Source organism: Streptomyces sp. NPDC014727 (assembly GCF_043083485.1).
In the GTDB taxonomy this organism is placed as follows: Bacteria; Actinomycetota; Actinomycetes; order Streptomycetales; family Streptomycetaceae; genus Streptomyces.
Map to the genome: position 1 here is coordinate 93,353 of NZ_JBIBYR010000007.1, position 19,830 is coordinate 113,182.

Sequence of the window (19,830 nt, forward strand, 5' to 3'; positions counted from 1 at the left end):
GAGACGCCGTAGCAGCGGCCGGTCAAAATTCCGCTCCTTCGCCGTCCCGCGTCGTCGACCCCGTCAGGTGGACCCGGCTGCCGCTGCGGAGCTGGAAGCGGGAGCCCGAGCCGTCCGCCGCGTACGTCACCGTCGCCGGGAGCAGGACCGGTGCCTTGAAGTCGGCGCGCACGGAACGGATCCGGCCCGGATCGTCGGCCTCGGCCAGGCAGCGGGCGACCGTCCACATGCCGTGCGCGATGGCCCTCCGGAAGCCGAACAGCTGGGCCGTCAGCGGGTACAGATGGATGGGGTTGCGGTCACCGGACACCCCACCGTAGCGACGTCCCAGATCGCCGGGGAGTCGCCATTCGGCGACGGCGGGAAGCTCGGTGGCAGGGGCTGCGCCGACCGTGCCGGGAGCAATTGTGGTGGTGGTCGGATGACGGGACAGATAGCCGCTGTGCGACTCCCAGACCAGCTCACCGCCCGACCGGGCCTCCGTCACCATCGTGACCTCGGTGCCGCGTCGGTGCGGCGTCAATCCGTCTGCGTACACGGTCAGTTCGAGCGGATCCGTGACGGGTGCCGCCCGGTGCCGAGTGATCTCGATCCAGGTGTGGACGAGCCCGACGACCGGCAGCGGGAAGCTCCGGGCGGTCATCAGACGCATCGCAAGCGGGAAGCCCAGCACATGCGGGTAGGTGAGCGGCAGCGGGCCCGCATCGGGGAAGCCGCAGATCCGGTGGTACGAGGCGAGGGCGCCGGGGGCGACGCGGACGTTTCCGGCCGTCAGCCGGTTGGCGATGAGCGTGGCACCGGACCGGCCGGCGCGCTTGAAGGGGGACGTGAGCGCGCCCCGTACGAGTGATGCCGTCAGGGTCCGGGAAGGGGCGGCAGCCGTCATCGGGCGTCACGCCCCCAGCAGGCTCTGGCCGCAGACCCGGACGATCTGGCCGTTGACGGCCGTCGACGCGGGCTGGGCGAACCAGGCGGTCGTCTCGGCGACGTCGACCGGAAGGCCGCCCTGCGAGAGGGAGTTCATCCGGCGGCCCGCCTCCCGGATGAAGAGGGGGACGGCCGCGGTCATCTTCGTCTCGATGAAGCCGGGGGCCACCGCGTTGACCGTGACGCCGTGGTCGGCGGCGGCGCGCGGAGCCAGCGAACGGACCAGGCCGATGATGCCCGCCTTGCCGGCCGCGTAGTTCGTCTGCCCGTTGTTGCCCGCGATCCCGGCGATGGACGCGGTGGCGACGACCCGGCCGCCGCGATGGACGGTGCCCGCTTTGAGCAGGGCGTCCGTGGTGCGCAGCACGCTGTCCAGATTGACGTCGATGACCGACGCCCAGCGGTCGGCCGGCATGTTGGCGAGCCGACGGTCGCGGGTGATGCCCGCATTGTGGACGAGGACGTCGAGACCGCCCGGGACCGCCGCGGCGATCCGTTCCGCGGCGCCGTCCACCGTGATGTCCAGCGGCAGGGCCGCGGCACCGAGCCGGTCCGCGGTACGGGCCAGCTCGTCCTTCGCCTGCGGGATGTCGAGGCAGACGACCCGGGCGCCGTCCCGCGCCAGCACGGAGGCCACCGAGGCGCCGATGCCGCGCGCGGCGCCGGTGACCAGCGCGGTGCGCCCGGCGAGCGGGACCTCCCAGTCGGCCACGGGATCGGGGGCGGCCGAGGTCAGCTCGATCACCTGACCACTGACGTACGCGGACCGGGGGGAGAGCAGGAAGCGGAGGGTGGACCCGGCCGAGGCGAGGGCGTCCGGTACGACACGGAGCAGCTGCACGGTGGCACCCCTGCCGATCTCCTTGCCCAGCGAGCGTACGAACCCTTCGAGGGCCTGCTGGGCGGCGGCCTGGTGATGGTCGTCCGCCGACGGCCGCACCCCCACCACCACGACGCGCCCACCCGGTGCCAGCGAACGGATCACCGGATGCAGGGCCGCGTGGACGTCGGCGAGTGTGCGGGGTGTGTCGACGGCCGTCGCGTCCACCACCATCCCCGCAGGGCGTTCGGCGCGCGCGGTGACGTCGAGCCCGGTCGCCGTGAGAAGTACGCCGAGTTCCTCCGTGACGGCGGACTCCCCGGCGGTGAGGTGCAGCAACGGCCCGTCCAGCGAAGGGGTCCCCGGCGACCAGCGGCGCAACGGGGCGGGCTGCGGGAGGCCGAGTCGCCGGGTCAGAAGACGGCCGGGTGCTGTGCCGGTGAAGTGCAGATAGCGGTCGGCCATTGTCCGGGCTCCCTGCTCGGTCGTAGATTTACTCCAGAGTAAGGTTACTCAAAAGTCAGGAGCTGGTCGAGATGATCCCCCTCGCACTCCCGCAGCCCCGCAGGGTCGCGGTCATCGGCGGCAGTCGCATTCCGTTCGCGCGCGCCGACGGCCCGTACGCACAGGTCTCCAACCCGCAGTTGCTCACCGCCGCGCTGGGCGGTCTGGTCGAGCGGTTCGGGCTCCAGGGGCGGCGGGTCGGCGAGTTCGTCGCGGGAGCGGTCCTCAAGCACAGCCGCGACTTCAACCTGGCCCGTGAGACCGTGCTCGGCTCGGAGCTCGACCCGCGCACCCCCGCGTACGACATCCAACAGGCCTGCGGCACCGGCCTCCAGGCCGTCATCACCGCCGCCGACAAGATCATGCTCGGTGCCGTCGACTCGGCGATCGCGGGCGGTACGGACACCGCGAGCGACGCGCCCCTCGGCGTCAACGACGAGCTGCGCACCCTGCTGCTCTCCGCCCGCAGGGCCACGTCGACAGGTGCCCGGATCAAGGCACTCGCCGGGATACGCCCCCGGCACCTCGTCCCGGACATCCCGCGCAACGCCGAACCCCGCACCGGTCTCTCGATGGGCGAACACGCGGCGATCACCGCCCGCCGCTGGGGCATCGCCCGCGAGGACCAGGACCTCCTCGCGGCCACCAGCCACCAACGGCTCGCGGCCGCGTACGAACGCGGCTTCCTGGACGACCTCGTCGTCCCGTTCCGGGGCCTGACCCGCGACCAGAACCTGCGTCCCGGCTCCACGGTGGAGAAACTCGCCACGCTGAAACCGGTGTTCGGCACCGACCACCCCGACGCGACGATGACCGCGGGCAACTCCACCCCGCTCACGGACGGCGCCGCCACCGTACTGCTGGCGAGCGAGGACTGGGCGCGCGCCCACGGCCTGGAACCGCTGGCCCACCTCTCGTTGTACGAGACCGCGGCCGTCGATCACGTGGGTGGCGAGGACGGCCTCCTGATGGCCCCCGCGTACGCCGTACCGCGCATGCTGGAGCGCGCCGGGCTCACCATCGAGGACTTCGATCTGTTCGAGATCCACGAGGCCTTCGCCTCCCAGGTGCTGGCCACCCTCGCGGCCTGGGAGAAACAGGGGCTGGCCCCCGTCGACCGGGCGAAGCTCAACGTCGCCGGCTCCTCACTGGCCACCGGCCATCCGTTCGCCGCGACGGGCGCACGAATCGTCGCCACCCTGGCCGAACTCCTCGCCGAGCGCGAGGGGCCGGGCCGGGGCCTGATCTCCATCTGCGCAGCGGGCGGCCAAGGCGTCACCGCCATCCTCGAACGCGTGTGACACCCCGGAAACCCGACACGAGCCACCGGACGAAACGGCCGCCGGACGGACCCGGCAAAGCCGACCGACCCCACGTTCAGGAGCCGCACATGTCCACGCCACCCACCTCCGACGCCGTCCCCGCCCTCGTCGAGCCGACCAAGGTCAGATCCGCGGACGGCTCGGTGCGACAGGTCTCCGTACCTCCCTTCGCGCCCACCGTCCGCCGCGGCTCACTCGCCGAGATCCCGTTCGACAACGCCCGGGAAGCGCCGTCCGACGCCGTCCTCAGCCGGAAGCAGCCGGACGGCAGCTGGCAGGACGTGACGGCCGCCGAGTTCGCCGACGAAGTACTCGCCGTCGCCAAGGGCCTCGTCGCGGAGGGGCTCGGCGCCGGGGACCGGATCGCGATCATGGCCCGGACGACCTACGAATGGACGCTGCTCGACTTCGCGGCCTGGGCCGCCGGGCTCGTCACCGTCCCCATCTACCCGACCTCCTCCGCCTTCCAGGCCCGCTGGATCCTCCAGGACTCCGGCGCCGTCGCGTGTGCCGTCGAGACCGCGGACCAGGGTCGGCTGATCAGTCAGGAACGCAAGCAGCTCGGCGGCCTCGTCCATCTGTGGCAGTTCGACACGGGCGCGCTCGGCCGGCTGAAGAAGCTCGGCCGGGACGTCCCCGACGAAGCGGTCACCGCCCGTCGCGCCACGCTGGAACCGGAGACCCCGGCCACCCTCGTCTACACCTCGGGCACCACGGGCCGACCCAAAGGCTGCGTCCTCACCCACGGCAACTTCTTCGCCGAGGTCGACAACGCGATCGAGCTCCTCCACCCGGTCTTCAAGTCGGTCAGCGAATACCCGGCGTCGACGCTCCTCTTCCTCCCCCTCTCCCATGTCTTCGGGCGCATGGTCGCGATCGGCTGTCTGCGGGCCCGGGTCCGCCTCGGCCACGCCCCGTCCATCCGGACCGAGGACCTCCTCGCCGATCTGGCCGGGTTCCGGCCGTCGTTCCTGCCGGCCATCCCGTACGTGCTGGAGAAGGTCTACAACACCGGCCGCGCCACGGCCGAGAAGATGGGCCGCGCCTCGTCGTTCGACCGTGCCGCGCGGATCGCCCAGCGGTACGGTCAGGCCGTCGAGGCAGCCGAACACGGCACGGGCTCCGGACCCGGCCCGGTCCTGAGGGCGGCCCGCGCGCTCTACGACCGCCTGGTCTACCGTCGGATCCGGGCCGCACTCGGCGGACACGTCCGATACGTGATCTGCGGCGGCTCCCCGCTGGGCAGCCGGCTCGCCTCGTTCTACGCGGGCGCGGGCATCGAGATCTTCGAGGGTTACGGCCTGACGGAGACCACCGCGGCCGCCACCGTCACCCCACCGCTCAAACCGCGCCTCGGCACCGTCGGCTGGCCGCTGCCCGGCACCGCCGTACGGATCGCGGACGACGGCGAGGTGCTGCTCAGCGGCGGCCAGGTGTTCCAGGGCTACTGGGACGCAGAACGCCGCGAGGCCGTACCGGTGCGGGACGGCGGCTGGTTCGCCACCGGTGACCTCGGCGCCCTCGACGAGGACGGCTACCTCACGATCACCGGCCGCAAGAAGGACATCATCATCACCTCCGGCGGCAAGAACGTCACCCCGGCTCCCCTGGAGGACTGGCTGCGCGCCCACCCCCTGATCAGCCAGTGCATGGTGGTCGGCGACAACCGCTCGTTCATCGCCGCCCTGATCACCCTGGAGCCGGACGGACTCGCCCACTGGCGGCGGATGACGAAGAAGCAGGACGTGCCGATCCGGGACCTCGTCGTCGACGACGAACTCCGCGCGGCCCTGCAGCGCGCGGTCGACGAGGCCAACCGGCTGGTCTCCCGCGCCGAGTCGATCCGCAAGTTCACCGTGCTTCCGGTGGACTTCACCGAGGAGGGCGGGCACCTGACGCCGTCGCTGAAGCTGAAGCGCGACGCGATCGCGCGGGACTTCGAGGCGGAGATCGACGCGCTGTACCGGAAATGACCGTGGTCTCGGCACAGCGTCGCCCGGACCGGTCCTCCGGACCCCAGGGCCTCTCGGTTGGATCAGGCCGGGCTCGCGTGTTCCGGCCTGATCCAAACGAAAGCCGGCGGGATTCCTCCCGGCAGCCCCGCGCGTGTGTCACGCGATCTTCGAGCGGGCGAAAGTGGCGGGCGCCGACCGGCCGGAGAGTTCGGCGACACGGTCGGCCGCGAATTTGCGGTTCATGAGGGTCTGATCGCGATGGGCGGTCGGAAGGTCGGGCAGGGCGAGGAGACGATCACAGGAGTCCAGCGAACCGCGCGGGTCGCCGGTCCAGTACGCGGTGATGGAGTGCTCGAAGAGCAGGCCCCAGCTGTAGATCCAGGGTTCCATGAACAGCCAGTCCTCGGGGGCGGGGCGGCCCAGGCCGGCGGTGGCGACGGCGTGAGCCGCCTGATAGCGGCCCATCTTCCTCAGCCGGGAGGCCAGTTCGTAGCAGGCCTCCAGCCGCTGCGGCCGGTTCTCCCACGCACGGGTGAGAGCGTCCATCGCGTCGGGCCAGTCACCGTGGTCGGCCTTGAGCACACCCACCTGCAGCAGGGCGTAGTACACCTCCTCGTCCCACCCGCCCATGCCGGCCCGGCGCTCGTAGGCCGCGATCGCTTTTCGGGTCTCGCCCATGTCACGGAGCGTCTGTGCGAGGTAGAAGACCGTGCGGGGATTGTCCGGGTCGCGCTTGAGGTCCTCGCGCAGCAGTCGGGCGTCCCGGGTGAACTTGTCCCCGCGCGAGCCGCCGTCGGCGAAGTGCTCGATGCTGAGCGCCGAGAGATTGGCGACGACGTGCTGCTGATCGGCGGTCAGGTACTCGTGGGTCGCGCCCTCGTAGCGCCACGGCAGGTCGCCCCTGACCAGCCTGGGGATGCGGTACTCGAGGGGGCCGAGATGGCGCACCATGTAGGAGTCGGCGCTCAGTTCGGACAGTTCGGACAGTGGGCCGTCCCGTCGGACGGCCATGTCGGCGTCGACGAGCAGGAGATAGTCGGCCTTGCCGCGTGCCCGCTGGATGTTGAGGGTCCGGTTGTGGCCGAAATTGGTCCATGGGTCCTCGTGGAGCTCCCCCGGAATCCCCTTCATCGTGGCGCGGATCAGTTCCTGTGTTCCGTCACGTGAGCCGGTGTCGGAGATGACCCATGTGTCCACCAGGTCGCGCAGCGAGTTCAGGCATCGCTCGATGACCTTCGCCTCGTCCTTGACGATCATGCACAGGCAGATCGACGGCTTTCCGTGCAGGGCGGGTGACCGTTCTTCAGTGGAACGGTCGATCAGATTTGTCATATACATTTCCCGATCTGGCTTTGATGGAGTAACACCCCACGGGGAATTGGCGCGGTGTGCGGGATCAGCCGAACCGGTCACCGCGGAGAGCGACGCTAGTGCGCCGGAATCCGGTGGTCGCGACGCGACACGGTGTTCCCGGAGTGGCCTGTCCGGAATGCTCAGCGGATCAACCGCTCATTTCCTGGCGTCAGATGGCCGAATGATTTCTCCTCCGCACAGGGGGCTATCTGCACCCAGTCGGTAGATCGTCGGCGTGGCGCATATGCCTTTCCTGTGTTGCGCCTGTCACAGTCGCGGCTCCGATCCACGCAGATCCGGTAAGGAATCCAAGATGCGCAAATCGAGAAGCTGGGACATCCTGTCCCGTTCAACCCTGGGTGCCATGTCGCTGGGACTGACCCTGGCCCTGTGCCCCATGGACATCGCTCACGGCGCGCCAGGTCCCACGTACACGCCGGCGGACAACCGAGCGATGGCCAGCCGGGTGGCGGCCAGTGTGTCCGGGACGGTGATCTCCCAGACCTCTCAGAACATCCGCAGCGCTCCCGACACCCAGTCGTCGATCGTGGGCAGCGTGCCGTCCGGCGGCACGGTGTCCATCGCCTGTCAGGTGGAAGGCGAGATCGTCGGCGGGAACCCGCTGTGGTACCTGCTGTCCAACGGCAGCGGCTGGATGAGCGCCCGCTACATCGTCACCCAGGGCAGCGTGCCGTTCTGTGAAGGCGGTCCGGGTGCGACCGGTCCGACCGGTCCGACCGGTCCCACGGGTCCGACTGGTCCGAAGGGTTCGACCGGGCCTGCCGGTCCGACGGGTGCGACGGGTCTCACGGGTGCGACGGGTCCGACGGGTGCGACTGGTCCGAAGGGTTCGACCGGGCCTGCCGGTCCGACGGGTGCGACGGGTCTCACGGGTGCGACGGGTCCGACGGGTGCGACCGGTCTCACGGGTTCGACCGGGCCTGCCGGTCCGACGGGTGCGACGGGTCTCACGGGTGCGACGGGTCCGACGGGTGCGACCGGTCTCACCGGCGCCACGGGTTCGACCGGGCCTGCCGGTCCGACGGGTGCGACGGGTCTCACGGGTGCGACGGGTCCGACGGGCGCGACCGGTCTCACCGGCGCCACGGGTTCGACCGGGCCTGCCGGTCCGACCGGTGCGACGGGTCTCACGGGTGCGACGGGTCCGACGGGTGCGACCGGTCTCACTGGCGCCACGGGCTCGACCGGACCTGCCGGCCCGACCGGTGCGACGGGTGCGACGGGTCTCACCGGCGCCACGGGCTCGACCGGGCCTGCCGGCCCGACCGGTGCGACGGGCCCGACGGGTGCGACGGGTCTCACCGGCGCGACGGGTGCGACGGGTGCGACCGGTCTCACCGGTGACACGGGTGCGACCGGGCCTGCCGGTCCGACGGGTGCGACCGGTCTCACCGGTGACACGGGTGCGACCGGGCCTGCCGGCCCGACGGGTGCGACCGGTGCGACGGGTGCGACCGGTCTCACCGGTGAGACCGGGCCTGCCGGTCCGACGGGTGCGACCGGTCTCACCGGTCTCACCGGTGACACGGGTGCCACCGGGCCTGCCGGTCCGACGGGTGCGACCGGTCTCACCGGCGCGACCGGGCCCGCTGGTCCCACGGGCGCCACCGGTCCGACCGGACCTGTTGGCCCGTCCCAGACCGCCACCAGCGCCGCCACGCTGGTGCCCGCTGGAGGCAGCGTTCAGGACATCACGGCGACATGCCCTGCCGGAACCGTGCTGACCGGCGGAGGCGCCGTGAACCAGTTGCAGAACCCGGACATCATCTGGACCGGGAGCGCTCCGGACACCTCCACCAACACCTGGCACGTCTCCGCATACAACAACGGCGCCACCCCGCAGACCGTCCAGTCGTACGCGGTCTGCATCCCTTCCGGTTCGTGAAATGACTAGTTCCAAGGGGAACGAACAGGAATCCGCTTAGGGTTCGGACGAGTCCCCCGTGGTCGCTGCCGCAGCAGAAGAAGCCCTTCTGCTGCGGCAGCTTCCTGTTCATTGCTCTTCAACCAGATCGCGGGTGGGAAGTCCGAGGCTCTCGCTCTTTGAACTGACCGAGGGGGAGGCGGCGTTCGCGCGCTGGTGGCACCGTGCGAGGGTGGGCCCGGGAGGGATGGGTCATGGACGAGCGAGGCGGGGGCACGGGTCCCGGCGGACGTTTTGTGCTGCATCGGTTCAACGGCGACGAGGTGTACCGCTTCGGGTCGGCGGAGATGTGGTTGGGCCGTGCGACCGACAGCGGTCCGGACGTGGACGCGGTGCTCTGGTTCGAGCTCGCGGCCGATGACGACGCCATCCAGCGGTGCGAGGACACGGCGGGTGCGGGCATGGCGCCGACCGCGGAAGTCGGCATCGGGCTTGCGGCGGCCGAAGCGGACGCCGACCGGCTGGTCGGGCGCACGTTCGTGATGCCGGGTGCGGCGGACGGCGAGGACTCGTGCATGTCGCTGCTCTATTACTACGAGCACGAGCCGCTGCGGGACAACCGGATCACGGTGCTCTCGCGCAACGGCGACCGCTTCCGGCTGCGTTGGACCGCGGTCTGCGAGGACGTGAACTTCTACGACGGGAGCAAGCCCCCGACCCGGGTGGAGATCGACGGCGAGTTCCTGTTCCGGGACGTCCGCGCCTGACCCGGCACGCCTGTGCCCGTACCCGTACCGCACGGCCATGCCCTGATCGCGCGGGTGCGCGGCTTGCGTCGTGCCTGGAACCCCTGCCATGGGCAGTGCGGCGTCGTCGACAAGGTTCAGCGTGGTGGTCAGGTTTTTGCTGCCGTCGGGCGTGCGGAGTTTCTGATGAGGGAAACGCTACGTTGCATTCATGAATAAGGTAATTGACCTGTTGCGTACATAGGTCATCGTTCCGCGTAGAGCCAAGGAATTCATGGCAGTGATTCTAAATTCAATGCAACAAGCTCAACACTTGTTCGTTGCAATTGATTGGCGGTGAACGCTAGGGTGGGAACGCCACGGACCGAAGGAGGCCGCCATGCCGGGAGGCAGACTCACCCAGCAGGAACGCCAGCAGATCGCCCTGGGACTGGCCGACAGCCTCGCCTACGCGGAGATCGCCCGACGCCTCGACCGTCCGACCTCGACGATCACGCGTGAGGTGATGCGCAACGGCGGCCCCACCGCCTACCGCGCCGACCTCGCCCACCGCGCCACCGAACGCCGTGCCCACCGCCGCAGGAAGGCCGCGCCCAGGGATCCCGGCTCGCCCGCGCAGGCTCATGGGCGCGATGCCGAAGCCGTGCGCGAGTACGAGGAGACGTTCACCACCGTCTTCATGCAATCGGGTCTGCCCAAGATGACGGCCCGGGTGCTGGCCGGCCTCTACACCACCGACGCCGGCAGCCTCACCGCCTCCGAACTCGCCGGGCGCCTCCAGGTCAGCCCGGCATCGGTCTCCAAAGCGGTCACGTTCCTCGAAAGCCAGGGCCTCATCCGCCGGGAACGCGACGAACGCCGCCGCGAACGCTACGTCGTCGACGACGACGTCATGTACCAATCCACGATGGCCGGCGCCCGATCCACCGCTCACCTCGGCGAGGTCGCCCGGCAGGGCGTGGGCATCCTCGGCCCCGGCACCCCCGCCGCCGCCCGCCTGGAGAACATCGCCCGCTTCGTCGACTTCGTCTCCGAGAGCATCGCCCGCGCCGCGGACCAGGCCCGTGAAGTCCTTCACACGAAACCCGGAACGACCTCGGGCAGCGCTGACTGAGCCGCCTGCGGATCGCGGGCCGACGGCCTCGGTGGTCGTCCGCCGGACGCCGCACCGGATCGCTCTCGCCCCCGCCTCTTGTCTGATGTGACGTCAGGTACGACGATGGCCCCCGCGCCCGTCAGGTGACGATGCGTCAGATTCCCTCGGGAAGGAGGCCGTTCGGTGCCGATACTGCCCACCGGGCCGCTGTCGTACGGGATGCAGCTCCCGATCCAGTCGCAGAGCACCCTCTACGCGGAGGAGTGGGAGGCCGCGGCCACCCCCGCCGACCTCGCCGAGATCGCCCGCACCGCCGACCGCACCGGCTTCGCCTACCTGGCGAGCTGTGACCACGTCGCGATCCCGCGGCGGCTGGCCGGGGTGATGAGCACCGTCTGGTACGACCCGGTCGCCACCCTGGCCTTTCTCGCGGGGATCACCGAGCGGGTCCTGCTGATGAGCCATGTAGCCGTCGTCGGCCTGCGGCACCCGCTGGTCACCGCCAAGCAGTACGCCACCCTCGACCACCTCTGCGGCGGCCGGCTGATCCTCGGGGTCGGGGCCGGGCACGTGCCCGAGGAGTTCGGGGCGCTCGGGGCGGACTTCGACGGGCGGGGCGGGGTCCTCGACGAGACCATCGACGCGCTGAAGGCGGCGCTGGGCCCCGAGGAGTACCCGGAGTTCGCGGGGGAGCGGTTCTCCTTCGCCGGTCTCGGGCAGCGGCCGCGTCCGGCCCAGGAACGGGTGCCGGTCTGGGTGGGGGGATCCTCGCCCGCCGCCGTGCGCCGGGCCGCGGTGCGGGGCGACGGCTGGCTGCCGCAGGGTGATCCGCGGGAGAAGCTGCCCGCGCAGATCGCCCGGCTGAGGGAGCTGCGCGAGGCGGCCGGGATCGGGGCTCCGATCGTCATCGGCGCGATCACCGAGCCGCTGTACATCGGCGAGCCGGAGTGGTCCGTCGGGCGGCGCACCCTCAGCGGGAAGCCGGAGGCCGTCGCGGAGTCGCTGCGCGCGTACGGAGCCATGGGCGTCCATCAGATCCAGGTGCGGTTCCGCAGTCGGAGCCGTGGCGAACTGACCGACCAGATGGCGGCGTTCGCCGCCGAGGTCGCACCCCATCTCGACAGTTGAGGAGTGACATGGGCAAGCTGGACGGACGGGTCGTACTGATCAGCGGCGCGGCGCGCGGACAGGGTGAGCAGGAGGCGCGGCTCTTCGCGGCGGAGGGCGCGCGCGTGGTGATCGCCGACGTGCTCGACGAGCAGGGCGAGGCGCTGGCCAAGGAGCTGGGGGAGGACGTGGCCCGGTTCGTGCGGCTGGATGTGAGCCGGGAGGAGGACTGGCGGTCCGCCGTCGCCGCCGCGAAGGACGCCTTCGGGAAGATCGACGGGCTGGTCAACAACGCGGGGATTCTCCGGTTCAACGAGCTGGTGGCCACGCCGCTGGAGGAGTTCCAGCAGGTGGTGCAGGTCAATCAGGTGGGCGCGTTCCTCGGGATCAAGAACGTCGCGCCGGAGATCGAGGCCGCCGGCGGCGGGACCATCGTCAACACCGCCTCGTACACGGGGCTGACGGGCATGGCGTTCGTGGGGGCGTACGCCGCCACCAAGCACGCGGTGCTCGGGCTGACCAAGGTGGCCGCGGTGGAGCTGGCCGCGAAGGGCATACGGGTCAACGCCCTGTGCCCCGGGGCCGTGGACACCGCGATGACCAATCCGGCGGCGCTGGACCCGGCCGCGGACCCGGAGGGGTCCAGGGCGGCGGTGGCCGAGCTCTACCGCAAGCTCGTGCCGCTGGGGCGGATCGGGCAGCCGGAGGAGGTGGCCGCGCTGGCGCTCTTCCTGACCTCGGACGACTCCTCGTACATCACCGGGCAGCCGTTCGTCATCGACGGGGGATGGCTGGCCGGGGTCAGTCTGTTCTGAACGTTCCTGACGATGCGTCAGGTATTGACGGGTGCGAGTGCCGGTGGAACAGTCGGACGCATCACGATCTGACGATGTGTCAGAAAACGATTGAGGACGGTGAATCCCCTTGGAATTCGGGCTCTTTGTACAGGGGTACGTGCCCGCCGCACGGGCCAGGACCGACCCCGGGGCAGAGCACAAGGCGCTGATCGAGGAGACCGAGTACGTCATCCAGGCGGACAAGTCCGGCTTCAAGTACGCCTGGGCCTCCGAGCACCACTTCCTGGAGGAGTACTCGCATCTCTCGGCCAACGACGTGTACCTGGGCTACCTCGCGCACGCCACCGACCGCATCCACCTCGGATCCGGCATCTTCAACCCGCTCGCCCCCGTCAACCACCCGGTGAAGGTGGCCGAGAAGGTCGCCATGCTCGACCACCTCTCCGAGGGCCGGTTCGAATTCGGCTCCGGGCGCGGGGCCGGCAGCCACGAGATCCTGGGTTTCATGCCGGGCATCACCGACATGAACCACACCAAGGAACTCTGGGAGGAGACCATCGCCGAGTTCCCCAAGATGTGGCTCCAGGACGAGTACGTCGGCTTCCAGGGCAAGCACTGGTCACTGCCGCCGCGCAAGATCCTGCCCAAGCCGTACGGGAAGTCGCACCCCGCGATGTGGTACGCGGCCGGTTCGCCGTCCTCGTACGCGATGGCGGGCAGGAAGGGGCTCGGCGTGCTGGGCTTCAGCGTGCAGAAGGTCTCCGACATGGAGTGGGTCGTCGAGTCCTACAAGACGGCCGTCAAGGAGGCCGAACCCGTAGGGGACTTCGTCAACGACAACGTCATGGTCACCTCCACGGCCATCTGCGCCGAGACGCACGCCAAGGCTGTCGAGATCGCGGTGGGCGGCGGGCTGAACTACCTGCAGTCGCTGCTGTTCCGCTACCACGACACGTTTCCCCGGCCGGAGGGCATCCCGGAGTGGCCCGAGCTGCTGCCGGAGTACTCCGAGGAGATCATCGAGCTCCTGATCGCCGAGGAGCTGATGATCTGCGGCGATCCGGACGAGGTGCTGCGGCAGTGCAAGCGGTGGGAACAGGCGGGGGCCGACCAGCTGAGCTTCGGGCTGCCGATCGGGATCAGCCGTGAGGACACGCTGAACTCGATCAAGCTGATCGGTGAGCACGTGATCCCGAAGATCGACACGGACCCGGTGCATCGGACCTCGCGGTTCCGGGGGGCGGCGGGCCGCGCGTAGGGCGCGTCCTGGGGCGATGCGAGTGAGCGGGGGACGCGGGTGCGGCGCATCCGCGGGCCGGATGCGCCCGCGGCGGGGCTGCCCCCGCCTCTTCCCGTGACCGGGTGCTCCGCCGCCCCCGGGCCCGCGCTCCTCGATCGCCGCAGGGGCCGGAAAGAGACCAGCGGCGTCTTCCCGGATCGCCGCTCCGTGCAGCCGGGGTGCGTACCGCGGCCGTGCGCACCCCGGCCGCACACCCCCGCCCTCGCGACGGGAAACACGTACTCGCGGCAGAACACGGAAGGGAACCCCCGTCATGCTCGACCACCTCATCCGCGGCGCGACCGTCGTGGACGGCACAGGCGGACCCTCGTACCCCGCCGACGTCGGCCTGCGCGACGGTCGCATCGCCGTCATCGCCGAACCGGGCACGCTCAACGAGGAGGCCGTCACCGCCGAGGACGCCGTCGGCCTGGTCCTCGCGCCCGGCTTCGTCGACCCGCACACCCACTACGACGCCCAGCTCTTCTGGGACCCGTACGCCACCCCGTCCATGAACCACGGTGTCACCACCGTCGCCGGGGGCAACTGCGGATTCACCCTCGCCCCGCTCCATCCCGGGCGCCCCGGCGACGCCGACTACACCCGCCGCATGATGGCGCGGGTGGAGGGCATGGCCCTCAAGGCCCTGGAGGAGGGCGTCGACTGGAGCTGGTCCAGCTTCCGCGAGTACCTCGACGCGCTCGAAGGGCGGATCGCCGTCAACGCCGGGTTCATGGTCGGCCACTGCGCCCTGCGCAGACACGTCATGGGCGCCGACGCGATCGGCGGACAGCCCACCCCCGAGCAGCTCGACGCGATGCTCGCCCTCTTCCACGACGCGATGGACGCCGGGGCCTGGGGGCTGTCCACCACCCAGTCCTCCACCCACTCCGACGGGGACGGACAACCGGTCGCCTCCCGGCACGCGCTCCCCGAGGAACTCCTCGCGCTCTCCCGCGCCGTCGGCGAACACGAGGGCACCCAGCTCGAAGCGATCGTCGCGGGCTGCCTCGACCAGTTCTCCGACGAGGAGATCGAGCTCCTCGTCGACATGACCGCCACCGCCGGACGCCCGCTGAACTGGAACGTCCTCACCATCGACGCCGCCGTGCCCGAACGCGTGCCGCGCCAGCTCGTGCCGAGCGAACGCGCCCGCCGGGCCGGCGGGAGGATCGTCGCGCTCACCATGCCGATCCTCACGCCCATGAACATGTCGCTGGGCACCTTCTGCGCCCTCAACCTGATCCCCGGCTGGGGCGACATCCTCGCCCTCCCCGTCGCCGAACGCATCGAGCGGCTGCGCGACGCGGACACCCGCGCCGAGATGCTCCGCCGCGCCGACAGCAAAGAGGCCGGTGTCTTCCGCCGTCTCGCCGACTTCGGCCGGTACGTCATCGGGGACACCTACAGCGCGGCCAACGAAGGGCTCAGCGGCCGTGTCGTCGGTGACATCGCCGCCGAGCGCGGACAGGACCCCTTCCACTGCCTCGTCGAGATCTGCGCCGCCGACGGGCTGCGTACGGTGCTGTGGCCCATGCCCACCGACAACGACCCCGACTCCTGGGAGCTGCGCCGCCGCACCTGGGCGCACGAGGACGTCATGCTCGGCGGCTCCGACGCGGGCGCGCACCTGGACCGGATGTGCGGCGCCCCGTACACCACCCGTTTCCTCGGCGACTGCCTGCGCCGACGCAAACTCGTCCCCCTCGAACAGGCCGTCCGGATGCTCACCGACGATCCCGCCCGTCTCTTCGGGCTCCGCGACCGCGGCAGGATCGAGGAGGGCTTCCACGCCGACCTCGTCCTCTTCGACCCCGAGCGCATCGACGCCGGGCCCGCCACTCTCGTGCACGACCTGCCCGGCGACAGCCCCCGCCTCGACTCCAGGGCCATCGGCATCGTGTCGGTCCGCGTCAACGGTGTGGAGACCCTGCGCGACGACAAGGTGACCGGCGCGGTCCCCGGTACGGTGCTGCGTTCCGGCCGCGACACCCGGACGGTGAGCACGGTATGAGCGACGGAAGCGCGACGCGCGACAGGAAGCAGCGTCTGTTCATCGGCGGGCGGTGGACCGAACCCGACCACGGCCACTACGAGGTGATCAATCCGGCCACGGAGGAGGTCGTCGGCCTCGCCCCCGAGGCGAGCCGCGAGCAGGTGTACGCGGCGGCGTCCGCGGCCCGTGAGGCCTTCGCCGGCTGGTCGCGCACCCGTCCCGAGGAGCGGGCCGCCGTCCTCGACCGGGCCGCCGACCTGATGCAGCGCGACCTCGCAGGCAACGCCGCACTCGCCCAGGCGGAGAGCGGCGCCACCACGGGGACGGCCAGGGGGATGCAGGCCGCCGTCGGCGCCGCCCGCTTCCGCCGGTACGCCAGGGGGGCCCTGGAGCCGGTCGAGGAAGCCGTCGCACCGCAGATCAACGAGGCCGGTCCGATGGGGCGGGCCGGTGTCTTCGGGGCACTGGCCGTGCGCCAGCCGGTCGGCGTCGTCACCTGTGTCACCTCGTACAACAACCCGTGGGCCAACCCGGCCGGCAAGGTCGCTCCGGCCCTGGCCATGGGCAACACGGTCGTCGTGAAGCCCGCGCCGCAGGACCCGCTCTCCGTCTACCGGATGGCCGAGGCGCTCGAAGAGGCGGGCGTTCCGGCGGGCGTGGTCAACGTCGTCACCGGATCGGGTCCCGAGGCGGGCGAGGCCGCCGTCGGCTCTCCGGACGTCGACATGGTCAGCTTCACCGGCTCCACGGCCGTCGGGCAGCGCATCGCCGAGGTGTGCGGGCGCTCCATGAAGCGGCAGCTGATGGAGCTGGGCGGCAAGGGGGCCGCCGTCGTTCTCGACGACGCGGACCTCGACTCCGCGACGGCGGGCATCGGCACCACGTTCTCCTTCTACAGCGGCCAGATCTGTACGGCCCCGACCCGCGTCCTCGTCCAGCGCGCAGCCCATGACGCGCTGATCGAGAAGCTCACCGCGTACGCGGGGCATCTGAAGGTCGGGGACCCGACGGCCCGGGGCACCGTCGTCGGCCCGGTCATCTCCGCCGCCCACCGCGACCGTGTCGAGTCGTACGTCGAACTCGGCCGGAAGGAGGGGGCGAGGGTCGTCACGGGCGGCGAACGTCCGGCCGGTCCCGACCGGGGCTTCTACGTCGCACCCACCCTCCTCGCCGACTGCACCAACGACATGCGCGTCGTCCGGGAGGAGATCTTCGGCCCGGTCGTCGTGGTCGTCCCCTTCGACGACGAGGAGGAGGGCATCGCACTCGCCAACGACAGCGACTACGGGCTGATCGACTACGTCTGGTCCTCGGACGTGGCACGGGCCTTCCGGGTGGCCCGGCGGCTGCGGGCCGGCGGGGTCGGTGTGAACACCATCGGGCGGAACATGGAGGCCCCGTTCGGCGGGTTCAAGAAGAGCGGTGTCGGGCGCGACGTCGGTTCGTACGCCCTGCACGCGTACAGCGAACTCCAGGCGATCGTCTGGCCGGGCTGAGGCGGCGCACCCCGCGGGTGTCCGCTGAGCGAACACCCGCGGGAAAATTTTGAATCACCACAAAACGGACAGTGCTGCGATTCCCGTACGCCGTTGCGATCGGGTATTGACCTCACATTGGAAGGAGGTTCTTGAAAGTTGCCTTCAATTCAATCCTGCGTGGCCGTTATGTTTCTTGAATATTAAGGGCGAGTTGGCGGAGTCTCAGCCTCCGAATGTGGATATCGCAGCGCATACCGTCCTCTACATGACACAGTTGGACGCGCGGCCGCAGGCCGGAGACCCGGTACGGGACGCCGCCCCGGCCGACGGTGTACGCGGCAAGGGCCTCGGCGGGAACTCCGTCGGCCTGATGGGCAGCGCCGTCATCGGCATCTCCACCGTCGCCCCCGTCTACTGCCTCACCTCCACCCTCGGTTCCACCGCGGGTGAGGTCGGCGTGCAGATGCCCGCCGTCTTCCTGGCCGGCTTCCTGCCGATGCTGCTCGTCGCATTCGCGTACCGCGAACTCAACAAGGCCGTGCCGGACTGCGGCACGTCCTTCACCTGGACGGTGAAGGCATTCGGCCCGCGCGTCGGCTGGATGTGCGGCTGGGGCCTGGTCATCGCGACGATCATCGTGCTGTCGAACCTGGCGGGTGTCGCCACCTCGTACTTCTGGCTCCTGGCGGGCGAGATCTCGGGCAGCGGCTCGATCGCCGCCCTGGACCACAACAAGCCCGTCCATATCCTCACCTGTCTGATCCTGATCGCGGTCGCCACGGCGATCAGCTATCGCGGGATGACGGCCACCAAGGGCATCCAGTACGCCCTGGTGGGGCTTCAACTCGTCGTCCTCGCGCTGTTCGTGGTGATGGCCGTGCAGAAGGCGCACAGCGGGGAGTTCGCCTCGTCGCTGCACTTCTCCTGGTCCTGGCTGAACCCGTTCGCGGTGAAGTCGTTCGCGACGTTCACGGCGGGCCTGTCGCTGTCCATCTTCATGTTCTGGGGGTGGGACACCTGTCTGACCGCCAACGAGGAGACCATCGGCAGCGAGAAGACCCCCGGACGCGCCGCCCTCATCGCGATGGTCGTGCTCGTCGGCTCCTATCTGGCGACCGGTGTCGCCGCCCAGATGGCCGTCGGCTCCGGCGGCTCGGGTCTGGGCCTCGCCAACCGGGACACCTCCGACAACGTCTTCGCCGCACTCGCAGGCCCGATCATGGGCCCCGGCCTCGGCGTCCTGCTCTTCATCGCCGTCCTGGCCTCCGCCGCCGCCAGCCTGCAGACCACCTTCATCCCGGTGGCCCGCACGGTCCTGGCGATGTCCACGTACGAGGCCCTGCCGGCCTCGTACGCCCGTGTCCACCCGCGCTTCAAGACCCCGGGGAGGGCCACCGTCACGGCGGGCGTGGCGACCGGTGTCTTCTACACGGTCATGACCCTGGTCAGCGAGCACGTGCTGGTCGACACGATCTACGCGCTCGGCCTCATGATCTGCTTCTACTACGCGCTGACGGCCTTCGCCTGCGCCTGGTTCTTCCGTGCCGAACTGACCCGCTCGGTCCGCGACCTGGTCTTCAAGGGCCTCTTCCCGGTCCTCGGCGGCATCCTGCTCGCCGCGGTCTTCGGCAAGACCCTCTACGACATGTGGAACCCGGCGTACGGCTCCGGTTCGTCCGTCTTCGGGGTCGGCTCGGTCTTCGTGATCGGTGTCGGGCTGCTGCTGTTCGGGGTGGTGCTGATGCTGGTGATGCAGCGCCGCAGCCCGGCGTTCTTCCGCGGTGAGGTGCTGACGAAGGAGACACCGGCGCTGGTGGTGGCGGACTGAGGAGCCTGGGCTTCCGGCCGAGGGCCGGGTACGGACGGGCCGGCCTCAGGCGGCCCGTTCTCTGACGTCGTCCACGACGTGCTGGTCCAGTGCCGCGCGCACCAGAGCGGCCGCGAGCACGGCGGGCCCGTGACCGTCCGCCGGCTCGGCCTGCTCGTCCTGCCCGGCCGGTTCGTCCTGTCCGGCTTCCCCGGCCTGCTCCGCGAGCCGTGCGAGCTTCGCCGGTGAGGCGGGCAGCCCGAGTTTCTCGGCGCCCTGCAGTGCCTTTGCGTCCAGGAACGGCGCCGTCTCCGGCCACACCGCCTGTACCTCGCGCAGGAAGATGTCCGCACCGGCCGGGCCCATGCCCGGAGTCCTGCGCAGCCCGGACCGCAGGACGTCCAGGTCGCCGTCGGCCTCCTTGCGCAGCCGCCGCAGATCGCCCCCGTACTCGACGAGCAGCAGCTCAGCCCCGTCGCCGAGTTGGGTGGCCGTCCGTTCGTCGTAGCGCCGGTAGCCGCCCTCGCCCAGGGCGTCGACGCGCTCCTGCCACGTCGCTCCGATCATCCTGTCCGGGGACCGCAGGCCGTGGGCGAAGAGCGCACGAGCCGCCGCCACCGCCACGGACGCCCGGATGCGGGCGCTCAACAGATCGCTGAGAACGAGAAGTTGGTACAGGGGCTGCGGAGTGTTCCGCAGCCGGATGCCGGCCTCGGCGGCATACGTGGTGCCGTAACGGCCGAGCAGAACCTCCATGG

15 protein-coding genes are annotated in these 19,830 nt (G+C 70.5%); 11 read left to right on the top strand and 4 right to left on the bottom strand.

Translation table 11 applies throughout. The annotated features are described in order from the left end of the window. Nucleotides 1-22: 22 nt before the first annotated feature. Nucleotides 23-886 (bottom strand): MaoC/PaaZ C-terminal domain-containing protein, encoded by an 864-nt coding sequence (locus ACF1B9_RS13800; RefSeq protein WP_391742544.1) that lies wholly within the window; start codon nucleotides 884-886, stop codon nucleotides 23-25. Between the two features lie 6 nt (nucleotides 887-892). Continuing rightward, a complete protein-coding gene (locus tag ACF1B9_RS13805) occupies nucleotides 893-2,212 on the bottom strand; it encodes a 3-oxoacyl-ACP reductase (protein WP_391742543.1) in 1,320 nt (439 codons plus the stop codon). 71 nt (nucleotides 2,213-2,283) lie between these two features. On the opposite strand from ACF1B9_RS13805, the gene ACF1B9_RS13810 reads away from it, so the two are divergent. Both ACF1B9_RS13810 and ACF1B9_RS13815 read left to right on the top strand, forming a co-directional pair. Next, on the top strand, nucleotides 2,284-3,552 hold the full coding sequence (locus ACF1B9_RS13810) for an acetyl-CoA C-acetyltransferase (protein WP_391742542.1): 1,269 nt from the start codon (nucleotides 2,284-2,286) through the stop codon (nucleotides 3,550-3,552). An 89-nt stretch (nucleotides 3,553-3,641) separates the two neighbouring features. Then, nucleotides 3,642-5,546, top strand: coding sequence for an AMP-dependent synthetase/ligase (locus ACF1B9_RS13815; protein WP_391742540.1), 1,905 nt, complete (start codon nucleotides 3,642-3,644; stop codon nucleotides 5,544-5,546). 138 nt (nucleotides 5,547-5,684) lie between these two features. Here the strand turns inward: ACF1B9_RS13815 and ACF1B9_RS13820 are convergent, their stop codons facing one another. After that, nucleotides 5,685-6,860 (bottom strand): glycosyltransferase, encoded by a 1,176-nt coding sequence (locus ACF1B9_RS13820; protein WP_391742539.1) that lies wholly within the window; start codon nucleotides 6,858-6,860, stop codon nucleotides 5,685-5,687. Between the two features lie 334 nt (nucleotides 6,861-7,194). On the opposite strand from ACF1B9_RS13820, the gene ACF1B9_RS13825 reads away from it, so the two are divergent. The 9 genes from ACF1B9_RS13825 (at nucleotide 7,195) to ACF1B9_RS13865 (ending at nucleotide 19,093) form a co-directional block, all read left to right on the top strand. Then, nucleotides 7,195-8,787 (top strand): SH3 domain-containing protein, encoded by a 1,593-nt coding sequence (locus ACF1B9_RS13825; protein ID WP_391742538.1) that lies wholly within the window; start codon nucleotides 7,195-7,197, stop codon nucleotides 8,785-8,787. A gap of 233 nt (nucleotides 8,788-9,020) precedes the next feature. Continuing rightward, a complete protein-coding gene (locus ACF1B9_RS13830; RefSeq protein ID WP_391742536.1) occupies nucleotides 9,021-9,533 on the top strand; it encodes a hypothetical protein in 513 nt (170 codons plus the stop codon). Nucleotides 9,534-9,891: 358 nt separating this feature from the next. Further along, nucleotides 9,892-10,626, top strand: a complete 735-nt coding sequence (locus ACF1B9_RS13835; protein WP_391742534.1) for a helix-turn-helix domain-containing protein — start codon at nucleotides 9,892-9,894, stop codon at nucleotides 10,624-10,626. A 165-nt stretch (nucleotides 10,627-10,791) separates the two neighbouring features. Then, a complete protein-coding gene (locus tag ACF1B9_RS13840; RefSeq protein WP_391742533.1) occupies nucleotides 10,792-11,736 on the top strand; it encodes an LLM class F420-dependent oxidoreductase in 945 nt (314 codons plus the stop codon). Nucleotides 11,737-11,744: 8 nt separating this feature from the next. Continuing rightward, nucleotides 11,745-12,530: an SDR family NAD(P)-dependent oxidoreductase gene (locus ACF1B9_RS13845; protein WP_391742531.1), complete on the top strand. Its 786-nt coding sequence runs from the start codon at nucleotides 11,745-11,747 to the stop codon at nucleotides 12,528-12,530. A gap of 109 nt (nucleotides 12,531-12,639) precedes the next feature. Then, nucleotides 12,640-13,770 (top strand): LLM class flavin-dependent oxidoreductase, encoded by a 1,131-nt coding sequence (locus tag ACF1B9_RS13850; protein WP_391742530.1) that lies wholly within the window; start codon nucleotides 12,640-12,642, stop codon nucleotides 13,768-13,770. A gap of 295 nt (nucleotides 13,771-14,065) precedes the next feature. After that, nucleotides 14,066-15,805: an amidohydrolase family protein gene (locus ACF1B9_RS13855; RefSeq protein ID WP_391742529.1), complete on the top strand. Its 1,740-nt coding sequence runs from the start codon at nucleotides 14,066-14,068 to the stop codon at nucleotides 15,803-15,805. Beyond that, nucleotides 15,802-17,283, top strand: a complete 1,482-nt coding sequence (locus ACF1B9_RS13860) for an aldehyde dehydrogenase family protein (protein WP_391742528.1) — start codon at nucleotides 15,802-15,804, stop codon at nucleotides 17,281-17,283. The genes ACF1B9_RS13855 and ACF1B9_RS13860 overlap by 4 nt, the downstream gene beginning before the upstream one ends. Before the next feature lie 247 nt (nucleotides 17,284-17,530). Further along, a complete protein-coding gene (locus ACF1B9_RS13865; protein ID WP_391742526.1) occupies nucleotides 17,531-19,093 on the top strand; it encodes an APC family permease in 1,563 nt (520 codons plus the stop codon). Nucleotides 19,094-19,138: 45 nt separating this feature from the next. Here ACF1B9_RS13865 and ACF1B9_RS13870 read toward each other — a convergent pair whose 3' ends face one another. Further along, the gene (locus ACF1B9_RS13870; protein ID WP_391742668.1) at nucleotides 19,139-19,828 is read right to left on the bottom strand and encodes an endonuclease; all 690 of its coding nucleotides are present in this window, start codon (nucleotides 19,826-19,828) and stop codon (nucleotides 19,139-19,141) included. Between the last annotated feature and the right edge of the window lie 2 nt (nucleotides 19,829-19,830).